Source organism: Bradyrhizobium sp. USDA 4504 (assembly GCF_054063995.1).
In genome coordinates, this window is sequence record NZ_JBSSGV010000001.1 from 3,428,023 (window position 1) to 3,445,184 (window position 17,162).

The following is a 17,162-nucleotide window of genomic DNA, read 5'->3' on the forward strand; positions in this document are numbered from 1 at the left end:
CGCGCTTCAGATCGTGGGCAGGACCGAGAACCGCTCCCCTGCCCGGCGCTGGTTCAAAAGATCGGAATTGCCAGATGCGGCGTGCACGGCAGCGACGCGCGCCGAGAACGGACCGCGGCCACATGCCGTGATCATTTCAGTGACGACGTCGTCGGGACCGGCGAATACCGCCTCGACGCTGCCGTCGCGGCGGTTGCGGACCCAGCCTTCGAGGCCGCGTGCGTTTGCCTGCTCGTCGACCCAGCCGCGATAGCCGACACCCTGGACGCGGCCGCTGATGGTGACGTGGCGGATCACGCCGCTCATTTCTTCAGACCGAGGAACTCGCCGCTGCGCGCCTTGGTCTCCGCCTCGCGCATGACGCGGCCGGTCAGTTCGGACGAGGCGATACCCTTGAGGTTCTTCGGCGAGGTGCCTTCGCGCAGCGCCTTCAGCGTCTCGTAGACGGCCTGGGTTGCGGCCGCGAATGGCGCGTGGCCTTGCAGCGCGATCCTGACGCGCCGGCTTGCCAGATAGTCGAGCGCGGTCATCTCCTCCGGCGCGCCGCCGAGCACGATCGGCAGCGTCGTCGCGGCCGAGAGCGCCTCCAACTCGCCACGCGATTTGATGCCGGTGAAGAACAAGCCATCGACGCCGACCGCCTCATAGGCCCTGGCGCGTGCGATCGCATCGTCGAGACCGGTGATCGAAACGGCACCGGTCCGGCCCAGGATGACGAGCGACGGATCGCTGCGGCCGTCAAGCGCCGCCTTCATCTTGCCGACGCCTTCCTCCAGCGAGATCAGCTGGGTCTTGGCCTGGCCGAACACCTGCGGCAGCAGCGTGTCCTCGATGGTGAGGCCGGCCGCGCCGGCGGCCTCCACCTCCTGAACCGTGCGGCGGACATTGAGCGCGTTGCCGTAACCGTGGTCGGCATCGACCAGCACCGGCAGCGTCGACGCACGCGACATGCGGCGTATCTGCTCGGCGAATTCGGTCAGCGTGATCAGCGCAATATCGGGATCGCCGAGCACGGCGAGCGACGCCACCGAGCCGCCGAACATGCCGAGCTCGAAGCCGAGATCCTCCGCAATCCGGATCGAGGTCGCGTCATAGACCGAGCCCGGGCGGATGCAGATCGATCCGGTGAGTATCGATCGCAGGGCTTCGCGGCGTTTGCGGAAGGCCATGATGTGTCTCCATCCACGTCATTGCGAGGAGCAAAGCGACGAAGCAATCCATCTCTCATCATATGAGGCTAGATGGATTGCTTCGCTGGCGCTCGCAATGACGGTGCTAAGCGAACTCCAGGATCAGCGCGTCGACCGAGAGCGTGGCGCCGGCGGCGGCGTGGATCTTCTTGACCGTGCCGTCACGCTCGGCGCGCAGCACGTTCTGCATCTTCATGGCTTCGACCACCGCCAGGGTCTCGCCGGCCTTGATCTCCTGCCCCTCGGTCACCGCGATCGACACCACGAGACCAGGCATCGGGCACAGCAACTTCTTGCCGGTGTCGGCGGCCGAGACCACCGGCATCAACCGCGCCGAGGTCGCCTCGGTCTCGGTGAAAACATAGACCGGGATCTCAAAACCCTGATGCGCGAGGCGGAAGCCGTTGTTGATCGCCCGCACCTGCACGGCGACGAAGTTGCCGTCGATGGTGCCCTGCCAAACCGGATCGCCCGGCACCCAGCCCGACACCAGATTGTGCGGATTGCCAGGGAGCCCGTCGGCGGCAATGAAGCGCACCGCGATGGCGTCACCCTCGCGGGCGACATCGAGCGCGATCTCGGCGCGGTCGAGCCACACCGCGCGGCGGCGCTCGCGCAGCACCACGCGGCCGCCCATCTGGCCGGAGATCTGCCGCTTGCGCTCGCCCAGCACGTGGTCGATGGCGGCGCCGACCGCAGCCAGCCGCCGCGCGAACTCGCCCTCGGGTGCGTGCGCCGAAAATCCCTTGGGGAACTCTTCCGCAATGAAGCCGGTCGACAGCCGGCCCTCGCGCCAGCGCGGATGGTTCATCAAGGCCGACAGGAACGGAATGTTGTGCCGGATGCCGTCGACATAGAAGGCGTCGAGCGCGGTCGCCTGCGCCTCGATCGCCGCGGCGCGCGACGGGGCGTGGGTGACGAGCTTGGCGATCATCGGATCGTAATGGATCGAAATCTCGCCGCCTTCCTGCACGCCGGTGTCGTTGCGGATCGTGATGCCGTCATGGCTGGCCTCGGCCGGCGGACGGTATTTCACCAGGCGCCCGATCGACGGCAGGAAGTTGCGGAACGGATCCTCGGCATAGACGCGGGATTCCACCGCCCAGCCGGTCAGCGTCACGTCCTTCTGCGCGATCGCGAGCTTCTCGCCGGCGGCGACGCGGATCATCTGCTCGACGAGATCGATGCCGGTGATCAATTCGGTGACGGGATGCTCGACCTGCAGGCGGGTGTTCATCTCCAGGAAGTAGAAGCTCTTGTCCTGGCCGGCGACGAATTCCACGGTGCCGGCCGAATCGTAGTTCACGGCCTTCGCCAGCGCGACGGCCTGCTCGCCCATCTTGCGGCGGGTGGTCTCGTCGAGCAGCGGCGACGGCGCCTCCTCGATGACCTTCTGGTTGCGGCGCTGGATCGAGCACTCGCGCTCGCCGAGATAGATCACATTGCCATGCTTGTCGCCGAGCACCTGGATCTCGATGTGCCGGGGATCGACGATGAATTTCTCGATGAAGACGCGGTCGTCGCCGAACGACGACTTCGCCTCGGCCTTGGCGAGGTTGAAGCCTTCGGCGACCTCCGCCTTCGAATGCGCGATGCGCATGCCCTTGCCGCCGCCGCCGGCGGAGGCCTTGATCATCACGGGGTAGCCGATCTCGTCGGCGATCTGGACGGCGTGCTTGTCGTCCTCGATGACCCCGAGATGACCCGGCACGGTCGAAACCTTCGCCTTCGCCGCGGCCTTCTTGGATTCGATCTTGTCGCCCATCGCGGCGATGGCGCCGGGGTTCGGACCGATGAAGACGATGCCGGCGGCTTCCAGCGCGCGCGGAAACGCCTCGCGCTCGGACAGGAAGCCGTAACCGGGATGCACCGCCTGCGCGCCGGTCTTGCGGCAGGCCTCGACGATCTTGTCGATCAAAAGATAGCTCTCGGCCGCGGCGGGCGGTCCGATCAGCACGGCCTCATCGGCCATCTCGACATGCAGCGCGTCGCGGTCGGCCTCGGAATAGACGGCGACCGTCTCAATCCCCATACGGCGCGCAGTCTTGATGACCCGGCAGGCGATCTCGCCGCGGTTGGCGATCAGGATTCGTTTGAACATGCTCTTCTTGCTTGGGCTTTTTCGGACTTCGAATTGTCCATTTGGCAGGATTCCTCCCCGCGCAATCTGGCACGGGCGATTGGGCGTAACCACTCCGTTGGTACAGCAAATTGCCCCGGAGGCAACGGTCTAATGCAGACCCTGCCCACTGCCCGGCCAGTCCCTGGTCAGTCCTCGGCGGTAGCCCGATCGGTATTTCAGCCCGAATAGGTCTTGAAGCGGCCACGCGAATGAGCCTTCGCGACGGCCTTCATCAGCTCGCTGACCTCGTTCTCCAGGAATTCATTGGCCACGATCAGCGCCCGGATGGTGGCGCGCAAATTCCCGCCGCAGGCGGAAATGGCCTGATCGACAGCGGCTTCCAGCCCGTCATCGTCGTCAGATTCGGGCCGTGCAGACATCATGGGGTATCCGGGATTCAGGTGGCGCATCACGTTCCTATTTTGTTCTCATCAAGTCAATTGGATCTTTGATCGGGCGCGGCCTCCTGGGCCGTCTTTCTCTTCCGCCGCCAGCGCGCGAGGCATTCCAGGCTCCAAATGCCGGTGATGATTTCGGCGGAGGACGTTGATAACGAAACTCGCCCATGCGCATCCCTTCAATGGCAATGTCCGGCCGTTCTGCGCCACGGAATGCCGATCGGGATGTGACGGTTCGCACGCCCCGCTCGCGAACAGTCCTTGGTTGGATCGTACCGGCTTGTGCTAGAAGTTCGGCTGCCCGCCAAAGATCTGAAGTTGAGAAAATGCGGTTTCGAAATCCGGTCGCCACGACGCTTCTCCTGGCCTTCCTGTCTGCAACCACCAGCCCGACTGCAACCGCAGGCCCCACGGCCACGGCGGTCATCAAGGACGCCGGCACCGTTCAGCTCGGCAACACGACCTATCGGCTCGACGGCATCGACGCGCCGGCGGTCGATCAGCTCTGCATCGACGAGCACGCCGACGCCTGGACTTGCGGGATCGAGGCGCGCGACCAGCTGACCAGGCTGATCGGCGGCAAGCCAATTCATTGCGACGATATCGGCGTCGATCCGACCTTCAAGAAGCGCCGCCTCGGCGTCTGCAAGATCGAGGGCGACCCGACCAGCCTCAGCCAGGTGCTGGTCCAGAAGGGCTATGCTCTCAATGTCGAGGGGTCGGCCACTGGCCGATTCAAGCCGGATGAAGCCACCGCCAAGGACAATCGCGCCGGGCTCTGGAAGGGCTGCTTCGTGGCGCCGCGCGATTTTCGTACGGCCAGGAAGGATGGCGCCCTGCTCGGCAACGCCTGCCCCGCCGACCGTGACACGCAGATCCGCAATGTGCTCTTCCCCGACGACCTGCCGATGCCGGCCAGCTGCAACATCAAGGGCAAGTACGCCGTGCGGGCCCGCGTCACTGGCAATGTCGGCATCTACCACCTGCAGGCGTGCCGCAGTTACCCGGGCCTCGGCAATCCGGATCGCTGGTTCTGCTCCGAGGAAGATGCACAGGCCGCCGGGTTCCGCCGGGCCTATAATTGCCGGCCGCCCAAGAGCAAATGAAGAGCTCGTGGATTGCATCGTCATTCCGGGGCGCGAAGCGAACCCGGAATCTCGAGATTCCGGGTTCGACGCTTCGCATCGCCCCGGAATGACTCAGCCTAACGATTGCCGTAAATCAAGCTGGCAAAGCCGCCGCGTCCTGTGTGAGACTGCACCGAGAGGTTGCCGGCGCGTATGACCCCATCCGATCCCGCTGATGTGCTTCCCGAAGCTGCGGCAGCCGAACGGCTGCGGCAGCATCTTGAGGAGATCGCGCGCGAACGCGATCGCGCCCATCGCGAGCTCCAGGAGCGCGAAGCGGAGCTGGCGCGGATCCAGCGCATCGCGCGGGTCGGCGGACTCGAGATCGATTTCCGCGACGGCGTGCGCAACCGCCGCTCTCCCGAATATCTCCTGGTGCATGGGCTGCCGCCCGAAGAGATCAACGAGACCTATGAGAACTGGGTCGCGCGCATCCACCCCGAGGATCGCGAGCGCACGATCCGGCACCTGTTCGGCGTGCTCAAGGCCGGCGGCGAAGACTACACGGCCGAATACCGCATCATCCGCCCGAACGACGGCGAGAGCCGCTGGATCCGCGTCGTCGCCAAGATCGAGCGCGACCGCAGCGGCCGTGCGCTGCGGCTGGTCGGCGCCGATCTCGACGTCACCGATCAGATGCTGGCACAGGAGACCCTGCGCGAGAGCGAAGAGCGCTTCCGCCTGATCGCCGACAGCGCGCCGGTGCCGATCTGGGTGACCAAGCTCGACCGCACCCGCTCCTTTGCCAACCAGGCCTATCTCGACTTCCTTGGACTGCCGTTCGAGGAAGCGATCGTGTTCGACTGGCGCAAGGCGCTGCATCCGGATGACCTGCCGCAAATCCTGCAGGAGCAGATCACCGGCGAGCTCTCGCTGAAGCCATTCGTGCTCGAGGCCCGCTATCGGAACGCCGCAGGCGATTGGCGCTGGCTGCGCTCGGAATCGCAGCCGCGCTGGGACCCGAACGGCAAGCACATCGGCTTCATCGGCGTCGCCCACGACATCACGGCGGCCAAGGAAGCCGAGATCGAGCTGCGCAAGCTCAACGAGTCGCTTGAGCGGCGCATCCTGGAGCGCACCGCGCAGCTCGAATCCCGTGAAGCGCAGACGCGCGCGATCCTGGAAACCAGCCATCAATACCAGATGCTGCTCAACCGCGATGGCGGCTTGCTCTACACCAACCAGACGGCGCTGGCCGGCATCTGTACCGATGCCGCCGACGTCGTCGGCAAGCCGTTCTGGGACACGCCGTGGTTCGCCGCGACCGAGGGCATGCCGCGCGTGATCCAGAATGCCTTCGCGACCGTGATGCGCGGCGAGGAAGTCAAGATCGAGATGCAGCTGCGCCTGCCGATCGGCGAGCGCTATTTCGATTTCGCGATGCGGCCGCTGCAGGACCAGCACGGCACCATCGTCGGCGCCGTTCCGGAGGCCGTCGATATCACCGAACGGCGCCGCGGCGAGGAAGCCCTGCGGCAATCGCAGAAGATGGAAGCCGTCGGCCAACTCACCGGCGGCGTCGCGCACGATTTCAACAACCTGCTCACCATCATCCGCTCCGCGACCGACTTCCTGCGCCGCCGCGATCTGCCGGATGACCGGCGCCGCCGCTATATCGATGCGATCTCCGAGACCGTGGAGCGGGCCTCCAAGCTCACCGCCCAGCTATTGGCATTTGCGCGCAGGCAACCGCTCAATCCGGAAGTGTTCAATGTCGGCACGCAGGTCGACAGCGTGACGCAGCTGATCCGCCCGCTGGTCGGCGCGCGGATCCACATCGAGGTCAGGATCGAGGATCCCGACTGCTTTGCGATCGCCGACATCGGCCAGTTCGAGACCGCGCTACTCAATCTCGCGGTCAACGCCCGCGATGCCATGAGCGGCGAAGGCCAGCTGACGATCGGCGTCCGGAAGGTCAAGAATATCCCTGCCCTGCGCGCCCAGGCCTCGCGCAGCGGCGATTTCGTCACGGTCTCGATCCAGGACACCGGCACCGGCATCTCGCCGGAAAATCTTGACGCGATCTTCGAGCCATTCTTCACGACCAAGGAGGTCGGCAAGGGAACGGGTCTCGGATTGAGCCAGGCCTTCGGCTTCGTCAAGCAATCCGATGGAGACATCGAGGTCACCTCTACGCCCGGGCACGGTGCGACCTTCACCATCTATCTGCCGCACGCGATGCGCCCGGCGGACGCCAAGGTCGCCGCCAGCGCGGGCACCGAGCAGGCTTCGATCGGCCGCGGCTATCGCGTCCTCGTGGTGGAGGACAACGACGATGTCGGCCAGTTCTCCACCGAGCTGCTCGAGGATCTCGGCTATTCGGTCAAGCGCGCGGCCAATGCCAATGCCGCGCTCTCGATCCTCTCGGAGAACGAGTTCGCCGCCGACTTGGTGTTCTCCGACGTGATCATGCCGGGCATGAACGGCGTCGAGCTCGCCGGAATCATCCGCGATCGCTTTCCTGGACTGCCGGTGGTGCTGACCAGCGGCTACAGCAACGTGCTCGCCGAGAACGCGCACAGCGGCTTCGAGCTGATCCAGAAACCCTATTCGGTCGAGGCGCTGTCACGGACGCTCCGCAAGGCGATCGCCGAACAGCGGGCGACTGCTTCCAGGCCCTGATCCTGCCGCCGGCCGCGCTCTACTGGATCACGACATGGGCGACGCCGAGCTGAAGGATGCCGAGCGCGCGGGCCGCCGTGGTCGACACATCGATGATCCGTCCACGAACGAACGGGCCCCGGTCGTTGACGCGGCACCGGATCGATTTTCCCAGATACGAGACGGTGATCATGCTGCCGAATGGCCGCTTGCGATGCGCGCAGGTCATCTCGCCACTCCTGCCGATGCCACGATAATAGGACGCAAGGCCACTCTCTGCGTTTGCCATGCACGAGGCAAACAGCAGCATGGCCGCGGACGTTGCTGCGGTTTTCATTGATCGCCTGCCGGTCGAGCCCCGCAAGGGAACGCGGTTCCACGGGTTCGGTTCCGCGCCTCGGGCAGGTCGATTTTTAGGAACTTTTCGGAGGAAAGCGTCAGGCGGTCGCGGCTGGATCGATCAGGGCAATGCCGAGCTCGGGCCGCTTCCGCCGGCGAAGCCTGGCAGGGGCTTCGGTGACCACAACCTCCAGTGTCGGCCGAACGATGCCGGCAAGCAGATGGCCGCCGCGCGTCGATCCATCCGACAGTCCGAGCACGATGTGAATATGCAGGCTGGCCTTGCCGTCGTCGCCGGTCGCGATATCGCCGATCGCGCACAGCACCTCGCATTGCTCGTTGATCTCGATCTTCCGATAGCTCTTGGATGCGAAATCGAACCAGCCGACGGTTGCCCGCTCGAACGCGCCGATCGCGGTGAGCGATGCCGCCGTCACCTTGGCATCATTGGCAAACTTCGTCAGCGCGCCGAACGCTTCCTCGCCGCTATCGAGCACGACGACGTGAACCTGCGCGCTGGGCGCATCGGACACGAGCTTGCTTTTCATGGACCGCCTCGCCTCTCAAGAGCTTCCACTCTCAATCGGAGACGGCGACGATTGTTCCTGACGGACCGGATCGACAGGCGCTCAGGCGGCGACGCAATCGGCCGCGAGCAGCGTCCGCAGGTCCCGCGCAGGAACCGGCCTGCTGAACAGGTAGCCCTGCATCTGCGTGCAGCCGAGCATCTGCACGGTGTCGCGCTGCTGATCGGTCTCGACGCCCTCGGCAGTGGTGATCATGTTGCGGTCGGCTGCGATCGAAACCACGGCGCGGATGATCGAGGCCGAGCCACTGTTGCGGGTCACTTCCTTGACGAAGCTGCGGTCGATCTTGATCTTGTCGAACGGGAAGCGTTGCAGATATTGCAGCGACGAGTATCCGGTGCCGAAATCGTCGAGCGCGATGTGGACACCGAGCGCGCGGAGCTGGCCGAGCGTGACCAGCGCCGCATCGTCGTCGGCGATCAGCACCGCCTCGGTGATCTCGAGCTCGAGCCGGCGCGGATCGAGCCCGCTCTCGGCAAGTGCATTCGCAACCTTCAGCGCCAGCGTCTCCGACTTGAACTGGATCGGCGAGACGTTGACCGCGACGCGCACATGCGCCGGCCAGGCTGCCGCCTCGGTGCAGGCGGTGCGCAGCACCCACTGCCCGATCTCTTCGATCAGCCCGGTCTCTTCGGCAACCGGTATGAACTCCGCCGGCGAGATCATGCCGCGCACGGGATGCCGCCAGCGCAGCAACGCCTCGCAGCCGGTCACCTCGTCGCTGCGCAGGTCGACCAGCGGCTGGTAGTGCAGCTCGAAGCCGCCCTCGGCCAGCGCGATACGCAAATCGGCCTCCAGCGCGCGGCGCAGATTGGCCTGCGCCTCCATCGCCGGATCGAAGAAGCGATGGGTCCTGCGGCCCGCCGCCTTGGCGGCGTACATCGCAAGGTCGGCACATTTGAGCAGGCGGAACAGATCGGAGCCGTGGCGCGGGGCGATCGCAATGCCGATGCTGGCGTCGCTCGACAAATGGTGGCCGAGGCAGTCGAACGGCGTGCGCAGCGACTGATAGATGCGTGCGACCAGGTCGCCGACGTCGTCGTCCGAGGTGATGTCGTGCTGGACGATCGCGAACTCGTCGCCGCCGAGCCGCGCGATGAAGTCGTTCGACCCGACCGACTGGCGCAACTTCTCGGCGACGCGCCGGAGAAACTCATCGCCGATCAGATGGCCTAGCGTGTCGTTGATCCGCTTGAACTCGTCGATATCGATGTAATGGATGGCGAACTCGCGCGTGGCGGCCTCGAGCAGCAGCCCCTCCGCGTGGCGCTGGAACAGCGTCCGGTTCGGCAGATTGGTCAGCGCGTCGTAATGCGCGAGATACTCGATCCGCGCTTGCGCACGCCGCCCATCGGTGACGTCTTCGAGCGTGGTGGCCCAGCCGCCGTCGGGCGCACGCTTGTAGATCAGGCGGATGCTGCGACCGTCCGGCGTCGTGATCACGGAGTCCCGAACCTCATCGCCCCTCGGGTTGGTGAAGCGGGCGCAGTACTCGTCGACGTCGCCGACAAACGAGCCGATCGCCTGGCGATGCAGGATCAGCTCGCGCAGATGGCAGCCCGGCCTCGCGACATCAGGCGAGAGGCCGAACATGTCGATATATTGCTGGTTGCAGATCACGAGCCGCGCCGAGGCGTCGAACAGCAGCAGCCCCTGCGTCATGGTGTTGATGGCGGTGTCGAGGTGCTGGCTCTTCTCGGACAGCCTGCGGCTTGCCGCATCGTGCTGCCGCTGCAGCTGGCGGACGATCAGGAAGACCGCGAAGCTGATGATCAGTACCGCCAACACGGCTGCGCAAAATTGCAGTTTGGTCTGAGTGCGCCAGTCCTCCAGCGCGCTCGATGTTTTCGTGGTAGCGAGGATCAGGATTGGAAAATGCGACAGCGATCTGACCGCACCGACGTTCTCCTCGCCTGAAGCGCCAACGAACCGTCCCGAGGTGTTGCCGCCAAAGCTGATGACCTTCTGAAACACCGGCAGATTGATGATGTTGCGACCGATCACGCCGGCATCCTGCGGATAGCGTGCGATGATGGTGCCGTCGCGGTGGATCATCGAAATCACGGTGTCGCCGCTCAGCGCCAGCGAGGCGACGAAATCCTCGAAATGGCTTGGCTCGACGCCGCGGCTCGCGAAGCCGATGATCTCGCCGTTGCGCCCGGTGATCTTGCGCGCAAAGATCGTGGTCCAGTTGCCGGTCACCTTGCTCATTGCGGGCTCGACGATGACAGGAGACGTTGGCCGTCCCGAAGTGAACTCCTGGAAATAGCGCCGGTCCGCAACGCTGATGTCGGGCACCGGCCACATCTCGGATGAGTTGATCAGCCATCCCTTGGCGTTGAACAGATTGAGCCCGCCGACATGCGGCAGCGCCGCCAGCCGCGTGCGCAGCATCTCGTGCGCGCTCAGGAGTGACATGTTCCTTTCGAACTGATCGGCGGTCTCGACCTGCTCGGCCCGCAGGTAATTCACGATGTCGTCGTGGACATGCTGGAGATCTGTAAGCTGCTGATCGAAATGCCGCGACAGCAGCAGCGCAGTGTTGTTGAGCTCGCGCTCGGACATCTCCAGCGCGCGCTCGCGAAACTGCAGCGCGAGATAGCCGGTGCCAAGCGTGATGGCGAGCACCAGCAGCGCGGCGCTCAAGACGAGCCACTGGATCGCGCCCATCCTGCTGGCGCGCAACACACCCTTGATCGACAGCCGCCGGTATTCCGGCACGCTGCTCGTCGAGACAACCGACATTTTCCTGCCCCTGTGGATGCCCTTGTACGGGAACACAACCCAAGGGGTGGTTAGGAAAATCAGTTATCGGACGGTTAAGGCCAACGTGGACTCGCGCAGAGCCGGCCACTCGGCCGCTCCATACTCACGAGCTGCCGCAAGCCGAAGCCTCGGGCGGCGCGGCCTTGGGCTGTGGGGCGCAACACGCGCTCTGTTTGTCTTCCTGCTTCTCGTGCGCGACACGCGCGGTCCGCTCGCCGGTGCCGTCGCCATAGACGATGCTCTCACCGGTCGTGTGGAACGTCTCCCAGGCGATCCCCGCGGGATCGTCGATCCACGACTTCTCGGACTTGGCATAACAGCACACCGTTTGGCCCTGCTCGATGACCTCGCCGCCGGCCTTGCGCAGCCGTCCGTACACCTCGCCGAGCTCTTCAGCGCTCTCGACCTGAATGCCGAGATGGTCGAGGCCCGGTTCGCGGCGTCGGCTCGAGATCGCGAAGTTGACGCGGGGATCGTCGAGCATCCATTTGGCATAGTCTGATTTCACGACCGTCGGCTCGGCCCCGAACAGCGCCGAGTAGAAGCCGACCGATTGCGGGATGTCCTTGACGGCGACGTGAACATGCATGCGCTTCATGGTGCAGTCCCTTTAGGTTAGGGCGGCGACGCTGGATGGATATTCCATCCCAAGCATGCTCAGATATCAACAGTGTTACAACAGGAGTTCTGCTGCGGAATGGATGCGCTGACGCTGTTCGGGTTATTCGCCGTGACCATGATGCTCGTCTGCTATGCGGCCGAAGATCGCAGCCCCTGGTTCATCCTGGCCTTCGCTGTCTCCTGCGCGCTCGGCTCGGCCTACGGTTTCCTGCAGGGCGCCTGGCCGTTCGGCCTCGTCGAAGCGATCTGGGCGGTCGTCGCGGCGCGCCGATGGCTGCTGCGCCGAACCGCAGACCGCGCGTAACGTTATAGTATCCGCGGCCAATCTGTCGCGGACCGGAACTTGAATGCGCGCGGGCACGGCGCTAAGTAGGCCCCATGGACGCTTCGCGCACCATGATTCAGTCTTCTCCTCACGCAACGGGATCGCGCCGCTGGCGCAGCCTGCTTGCGGGACTGATTTCGCTTGCGCTGGTGCTGTCGTTCTTCCACGGCTGGACCTCCGACGGCGATGCCGACGCGGCTCCCGGCTTCTCGATCGCGCAGTCGATCAACGACACCGGCGGCAAGGCTCCGGCGCATCCCGCCTCGCCTCACAGCGACCATTGCCTGACGCACGTCGCCTCCGTGGCTCCGCAGGAGGCCGCGTTCCCGATCGCCTATGCGCCGCACAGCTACGGCGACACCAACATCGGGCTGCCGGCCTCGGCCGATCGCCGCTCGCCCTTCAAGCCACCCCGCGCCTGATCCGGTCGACGTGACCGGCCGTGCGCTGCTGCCATTCGGCAGCGCGCACCCTTCCGCACAGATCGATGTCGCGACAGCGCAGGGCCATCGGCCTGCGCTGCGGAGAGGCGCATATGAAACGGGTTGTTCTATTTTTCGCCGGCGTGGCCGCCGGCATTGCACTGGTCGTTGTGGCGGCCGGATGGATCGGCTGGCCGGTCAGGTTCCCGGCCGCGACGCAGGAGACTGCGACGACAGACGCAAAGACCGAGGCCCGGCACGAGGCCCCCGGGCATATCGAGCTGAGCGAAGACCAGGTTCGCGAAGCCGGCATCACGTTCGCGCAAGCCAGCGGCGGCATGCTGAAGCGGCATTTCCTCGCGCCGGGATCGCTGATCCCCGATGCGGATCATATCGGCCGGGTCTCGGTGCGCGTGCTTGCGACGGTCACAGAACTGCGCAAGCGTCTCGGCGACGTCGTCGAGAAGGGCGAGATCGTCGCCGCGATCGAAAGCCGCGAGGTGGCCGACGCCAAGAGCGAATACCTCGCCGCACGGCTCACCAACGATTTGCAGCAGACCCTCTACGCGCGGCAGAAGACGCTGGTCGAGACCCGCATCGTGTCGGAAAACGAGTTCCTGCGCACGCGGCTGACCGCGAACGATGCCCAGATCAAGCTCGACGGCGCCCGGCAGAAGCTGTTCGCGCTTGGTCTCTCGGAGGCCGAGATCGCCGACCTGCCGAACCAGCCGCCGGAGAGCCTGCGGACGCAATTCTTGCGCGCGCCGATCAGCGGCCGCGTATCCGAGCGGCGTGTCGACCTCGGCGGATTGATCGGGCGCGAGGGCCAGGAGAGCGAGCTCTATGTCATCGTCAATCTCGACGACATCTGGGTCGATCTCGCGGTCTCCCCCGAAGACATCGGCGCGGTCCGCGAAGGTGTTTCGGTGAAAATCCGCGCCATCGGCACCGAAGATGAAGCCAATGCCGGTGTGATCTTCGTCAGCCCCCTGCTCGACCGCGAGACCCGCAACGCGCGCGTGATCGCGACCATGCCCAACAAGGACCACCGCTGGAAGCCGGGTACCTTTGTCACCGCCGAGGTCCCGCTGTCAGGCGCGCCGTCGACCGTGATCGTCTCGAAGAAGGCGCTTCAAACCATCAAGGGAACGCCGACCGTGTTCGTGCGCGATGCCGACGGCTTCGAGGCGAGATCGGTGCGGACCGGCCGCGAGGACGACGACGATATCGAGATCGTTGCCGGCCTCGCGGCCGGCGAGACCATCGCGGTCCAGAACACCTTCACGCTGAAGGCGGAGTTCGAGAAGGACGAGGCGGAGCACGACCATGATTGAGCGCATCATTGGTCTTGCGATCCGGCGGCGCTGGGTGGTCGTCACATTGACGGCGATCCTGATGGTCCTCGGCGGCCTTGCATTGACGAAGCTGCCGATCGACGCGGTGCCCGACATCACCAACAAGCAGGTCCAGATCAACACCGTGGCCCCGGCGCTGTCGCCGGCCGAAATCGAGAAGCAGATCACCTTCCCGATCGAGACGGCCCTGGCCGGCGCGCCCGGCCTCGAGAGCACGCGCTCGCTCTCCCGTAACGGCTTCTCGCAGATCACGGCAGTGTTCAGCGAGGCCACCGACATCTATTTCGCCCGCCAGCAGGTCGGCGAGCGCCTGACCGAAGTCCGCGCGCGCCTGCCGCAAGGCATTGAGCCGCGGATCGGCCCGACCTCGACCGGCCTTGGCGAAATCTACATGTGGACCGTCCATTACTCTGGCCAAAAGGTGCAGACCGACGGCGCGCCGGGCCTGCAAAGCGACGGCCGCTTCCTGACGGCGGACGGTCAGATGCTGCAGAGCGAGGTCGAGAAGGACGCGTATCTGCGCACGGTGCAGGACTGGATCATCAAGCCGCAGATCAAGATGGTGCCTGGTGTCGCCGGCGTCGATACGATCGGCGGATACCTCAAGCAGTATCAGGTCCATCCCGATGCGGCGAAGCTGATTGCGCTCGGTCTCACCTTCGCCGACGTTGCCAAGGCGATCGAGACCAACAATGTCAGCCGCGGTGCGCGCTATATCGAGCGCAACGGCGAAGGCTTCGTCGTGCGCTCCGGCGGCCGGCTCGAGAACATCGACGAGCTCGGCGCCGTCGTCGTCACCACCCGCGGCGGCGTCCCGGTACGGATCCGCGACCTCGCCACGCTTTCGATCGGCGGCGAGACGCGCACCGGCAGCGCCAGCGAGAACGGCCGCGAGGTCGTGGTCGGCACCGCGCTGATGCTGATCGGCGCCAACAGCCGCACCGTGTCGGCCGCGGTCGACGCCAAACTGCGGACAATCATGCCGTCCTTGCCGGCCGGCATCGAGGTCAAGACGGTGCTGGATCGCACCCAGCTGGTCGATGCAACGATCGGCACGGTGGCGCGCAACCTCAGCGAAGGCGCATTGCTCGTGATCGCCGTGCTGTTCGTGCTGCTCGGCAATTTCCGCGCGGCATTGATCACGGCGATGGTGATCCCGGTCGCGATGCTGATGACCGCGATCGGCATGTGGCAAGGCCGGATCAGCGCCAATCTGATGAGCCTTGGCGCGCTGGATTTCGGCCTGATCGTCGATGGCGCCGTGATCATCACCGAAAACAGCCTGCGTCACCTCGCCGAGAAGCAGCATGCGCTCGGCCGCGTGCTGACGCGCGATGAACGGCTGGCGACGGTGCGGGCCTCCGCGGCGGAAATGGTGCAGCCGAGCCTCTACGGCCAGGCCATCATCCTCTTGGTCTATGTGCCACTGCTGACCTTCACCGGCGTCGAAGGCAAGATGTTCGAGCCGATGGCGCTGACCGTGATCCTTGCGCTCGCGGCCGCCTTCGTGCTGTCGCTGACATTGGTTCCGGCGCTGATCGCGATCGGCATCACCGGCCGCGTGCAGGAGCAGGAAAACCGGCTCGTTGCCGCCCTGAAGCGCTGCTACAGCCCGCTGCTCCGGCGCGCGGTTGCAACGCCTGTGCCGGTCATCGCGGTGGCGGTCGTGCTGTTCGCGACCGCCCTGTTCGGGTTCTTCCGCCTCGGCCAGGAGTTCATCCCCTCGCTCGACGAGAAGAACATCGCCATGCACGCGCTCAGGATTCCGAGCACGGCGCTGTCACAGTCGCAGGCGATGCAGCTGTCGGTCGAGAAGGCCGTCAGCCGCTTTCCGCAGGTGTCGTTCGTCTTCTCCAAGACCGGCACCGCGGAGGTGGCGAGCGATCCGATGCCGCCGAACGCGTCCGACACCTTCATCATCCTGAAACCGCGCGAGCAGTGGCCGGACCCATCGCTGACCAAGGAACAACTGATCGAGGACATCTCGAAGGCGGTCGGCCGGCTGCCCGGCAACGTCTATGAGTTCACCCAGCCGATCCAGATGCGCTTCAACGAGCTGCTCGCCGGCGTTCGCGGCGACATCGCGGTCAAGGTGTTCGGTGACGAGTTCGGGCCGATGCAGAAGAAAAGCTGCCAACCAGATTGCCTCGGCGCTGCGCAGCGTGCGCGGCGCGACCGACGTCAAGGTCGAACAGGCCGGCGGCCTGCCCGTGCTCGAGATCAAGGTCGACAAGGCGGCGATCGCCCGGCGCGGCCTCAGCGTTTCGGCCGTGCAGGACGTGATCGGTGCCGCGGTCGGCGGTCAGGATGCCGGTGTTGTGTACGAAGGCGATCGCAGCTTCGACATCGTGGTGCGATTGCCGGAGAGCGTGCGCTCCGATCTCGAGGCGCTGAGCAATTTGCCGGTCGCATTGCCGAAGGCAACGCCGAGCTCGCCGGTGCAGAGCCTGCCGCTCAACCGCGTCGCCCAGTTCTCCTTCACCGAGGGGCCGAACCAGATCAGCCGCGAGAACGGCAAGCGCCGCATCGTGGTGACAGCCAATGTTCGCGGCCGCGATCTCGGCTCGGTGGTCGAGGAAGCCCAGGCAAGAGTCACGCAATCGGTGCAGCTGCCGCCGGGCTATTGGATGACCTGGGGCGGCCAATCCGAGAACCTCGCCGCGGCGCGCCAGCGCCTGGCCGTCGTGGTGCCGGCGTGTTTTGCGATGATCTTCCTGTTGCTGCTGGCGGCGATGGGCTCGGCCCGCGATGCCCTGCTGGTGTTCAGCGCGGTGCCCCTGGCGCTCACCGGCGGCATCGCCGCACTTTGGCTCCGCGGCATGCCGTTCTCGATCTCAGCGGCGGTCGGCTTCATCGCGCTGTCGGGCGTTGCGGTGCTGAACGGGCTCGTGATGCTGAGCTTCATCCGGCAGTTGCGCGAGCGCGGCGTGCCGATGCGGGAAGCCATCGAGCAAGGCGCCCTCACCCGCTTCCGCCCCGTGGTGATGACCGCCTTGGTGGCCTCGCTCGGCTTCGTGCCGATGGCGTTCGCCACCGGCACCGGTGCTGAGGTGCAGAAGCCGCTCGCCACCGTCGTGATCGGCGGCCTGATCAGCGCGACCCTGCTGACGCTCGCCGTGCTGCCGGCGCTCTATGCCCGGTACGGGCATGCCGGCAGCGCTGCGCGCAATGAGAGAACCGCGATTCAGCCTGCGGAATGACGGTGTGTTGACCGGCGTCCTGCGGGAAAAATCCGGCCGTTACAGCGCCGAGCAAGCGCTGTAACATTTCTGTCATATGGCAAAACTAAACGAAGGCTGCGGCGGGCTG

The 17,162-nt window shown here is 65.4% G+C and carries 13 protein-coding genes and 1 pseudogene; 6 read left to right on the forward strand and 8 right to left on the reverse strand.

Features of this window, described 5'->3' with window-relative positions; translation table 11 throughout:
* Nucleotides 1–6: 6 nt before the first annotated feature.
* The 4 genes from ACVMB1_RS15890 to ACVMB1_RS15905 form a co-directional block, all read right to left on the reverse strand.
* A complete protein-coding gene (locus tag ACVMB1_RS15890) occupies nt 7–306 on the reverse strand; it encodes an acylphosphatase (protein ID WP_057020862.1) in 300 nt (99 codons plus the stop codon).
* Complete coding sequence (locus tag ACVMB1_RS15895) at nt 303–1,169, reverse strand: isocitrate lyase/PEP mutase family protein (protein ID WP_253623764.1); 867 nt, start codon at nt 1,167–1,169, stop codon at nt 303–305. The genes ACVMB1_RS15890 and ACVMB1_RS15895 overlap by 4 nt, the downstream gene beginning before the upstream one ends.
* A 106-nt stretch (nt 1,170–1,275) precedes the next feature.
* On the reverse strand, nt 1,276–3,291 hold the full coding sequence (locus tag ACVMB1_RS15900; protein ID WP_076831235.1) for an acetyl-CoA carboxylase biotin carboxylase subunit: 2,016 nt from the start codon (nt 3,289–3,291) through the stop codon (nt 1,276–1,278).
* A gap of 197 nt (nt 3,292–3,488) precedes the next feature.
* On the reverse strand, nt 3,489–3,695 hold the full coding sequence (locus ACVMB1_RS15905) for a hypothetical protein (protein WP_016840474.1): 207 nt from the start codon (nt 3,693–3,695) through the stop codon (nt 3,489–3,491).
* Nucleotides 3,696–4,036: 341 nt separating this feature from the next.
* Between ACVMB1_RS15905 and ACVMB1_RS15910 the strand changes: the two genes are divergently transcribed.
* Nucleotides 4,037–4,816 (forward strand): thermonuclease family protein, encoded by a 780-nt coding sequence (locus ACVMB1_RS15910; protein ID WP_076831238.1) that lies wholly within the window; start codon nt 4,037–4,039, stop codon nt 4,814–4,816.
* 174 nt (nt 4,817–4,990) lie between these two features.
* A complete protein-coding gene (locus ACVMB1_RS15915; protein ID WP_076831241.1) occupies nt 4,991–7,459 on the forward strand; it encodes a PAS domain-containing hybrid sensor histidine kinase/response regulator in 2,469 nt (822 codons plus the stop codon).
* Nucleotides 7,460–7,478: 19 nt separating this feature from the next.
* On the opposite strand, the gene ACVMB1_RS15920 is transcribed toward ACVMB1_RS15915, so the two are convergent.
* From ACVMB1_RS15920 to ACVMB1_RS15935, 4 genes are all read right to left on the reverse strand, one after another.
* Entirely contained in the window at nt 7,479–7,775 is a 297-nt protein-coding gene (locus tag ACVMB1_RS15920) for a septal ring lytic transglycosylase RlpA family protein (protein ID WP_016840471.1), read from the reverse strand.
* A gap of 100 nt (nt 7,776–7,875) precedes the next feature.
* A complete protein-coding gene (locus tag ACVMB1_RS15925; RefSeq protein WP_057017046.1) occupies nt 7,876–8,325 on the reverse strand; it encodes a PPC domain-containing DNA-binding protein in 450 nt (149 codons plus the stop codon).
* A gap of 81 nt (nt 8,326–8,406) precedes the next feature.
* Nucleotides 8,407–11,109: a bifunctional diguanylate cyclase/phosphodiesterase gene (locus ACVMB1_RS15930; protein ID WP_076831243.1), complete on the reverse strand. Its 2,703-nt coding sequence runs from the start codon at nt 11,107–11,109 to the stop codon at nt 8,407–8,409.
* Nucleotides 11,110–11,233: 124 nt separating this feature from the next.
* Nucleotides 11,234–11,728, reverse strand: coding sequence for an ArsI/CadI family heavy metal resistance metalloenzyme (locus tag ACVMB1_RS15935; protein WP_057017045.1), 495 nt, complete (start codon nt 11,726–11,728; stop codon nt 11,234–11,236).
* Between the two features lie 99 nt (nt 11,729–11,827).
* On the opposite strand from ACVMB1_RS15935, the gene ACVMB1_RS15940 reads away from it, so the two are divergent.
* The 4 genes and pseudogenes from ACVMB1_RS15940 to ACVMB1_RS15955 all read left to right on the forward strand — a co-directional run bounded on the left by ACVMB1_RS15940 (nt 11,828) and on the right by ACVMB1_RS15955 (nt 17,053).
* Nucleotides 11,828–12,055, forward strand: coding sequence for a hypothetical protein (locus ACVMB1_RS15940; protein WP_076831245.1), 228 nt, complete (start codon nt 11,828–11,830; stop codon nt 12,053–12,055).
* 92 nt (nt 12,056–12,147) lie between these two features.
* Nucleotides 12,148–12,498 carry a hypothetical protein gene (locus tag ACVMB1_RS15945; RefSeq protein ID WP_143271112.1) on the forward strand — a complete coding sequence of 117 codons (351 nt, stop codon included), beginning with the start codon at nt 12,148–12,150 and terminating at the stop codon, nt 12,496–12,498.
* Between the two features lie 113 nt (nt 12,499–12,611).
* Entirely contained in the window at nt 12,612–13,832 is a 1,221-nt protein-coding gene (locus ACVMB1_RS15950; protein WP_076831689.1) for an efflux RND transporter periplasmic adaptor subunit, read from the forward strand.
* Nucleotides 13,825–17,053 (forward strand): annotated as a pseudogene (locus ACVMB1_RS15955) (efflux RND transporter permease subunit). Before ACVMB1_RS15950 ends, ACVMB1_RS15955 begins: the two are co-directional and overlap by 8 nt.
* Nucleotides 17,054–17,162: the final 109 nt, after the last annotated feature.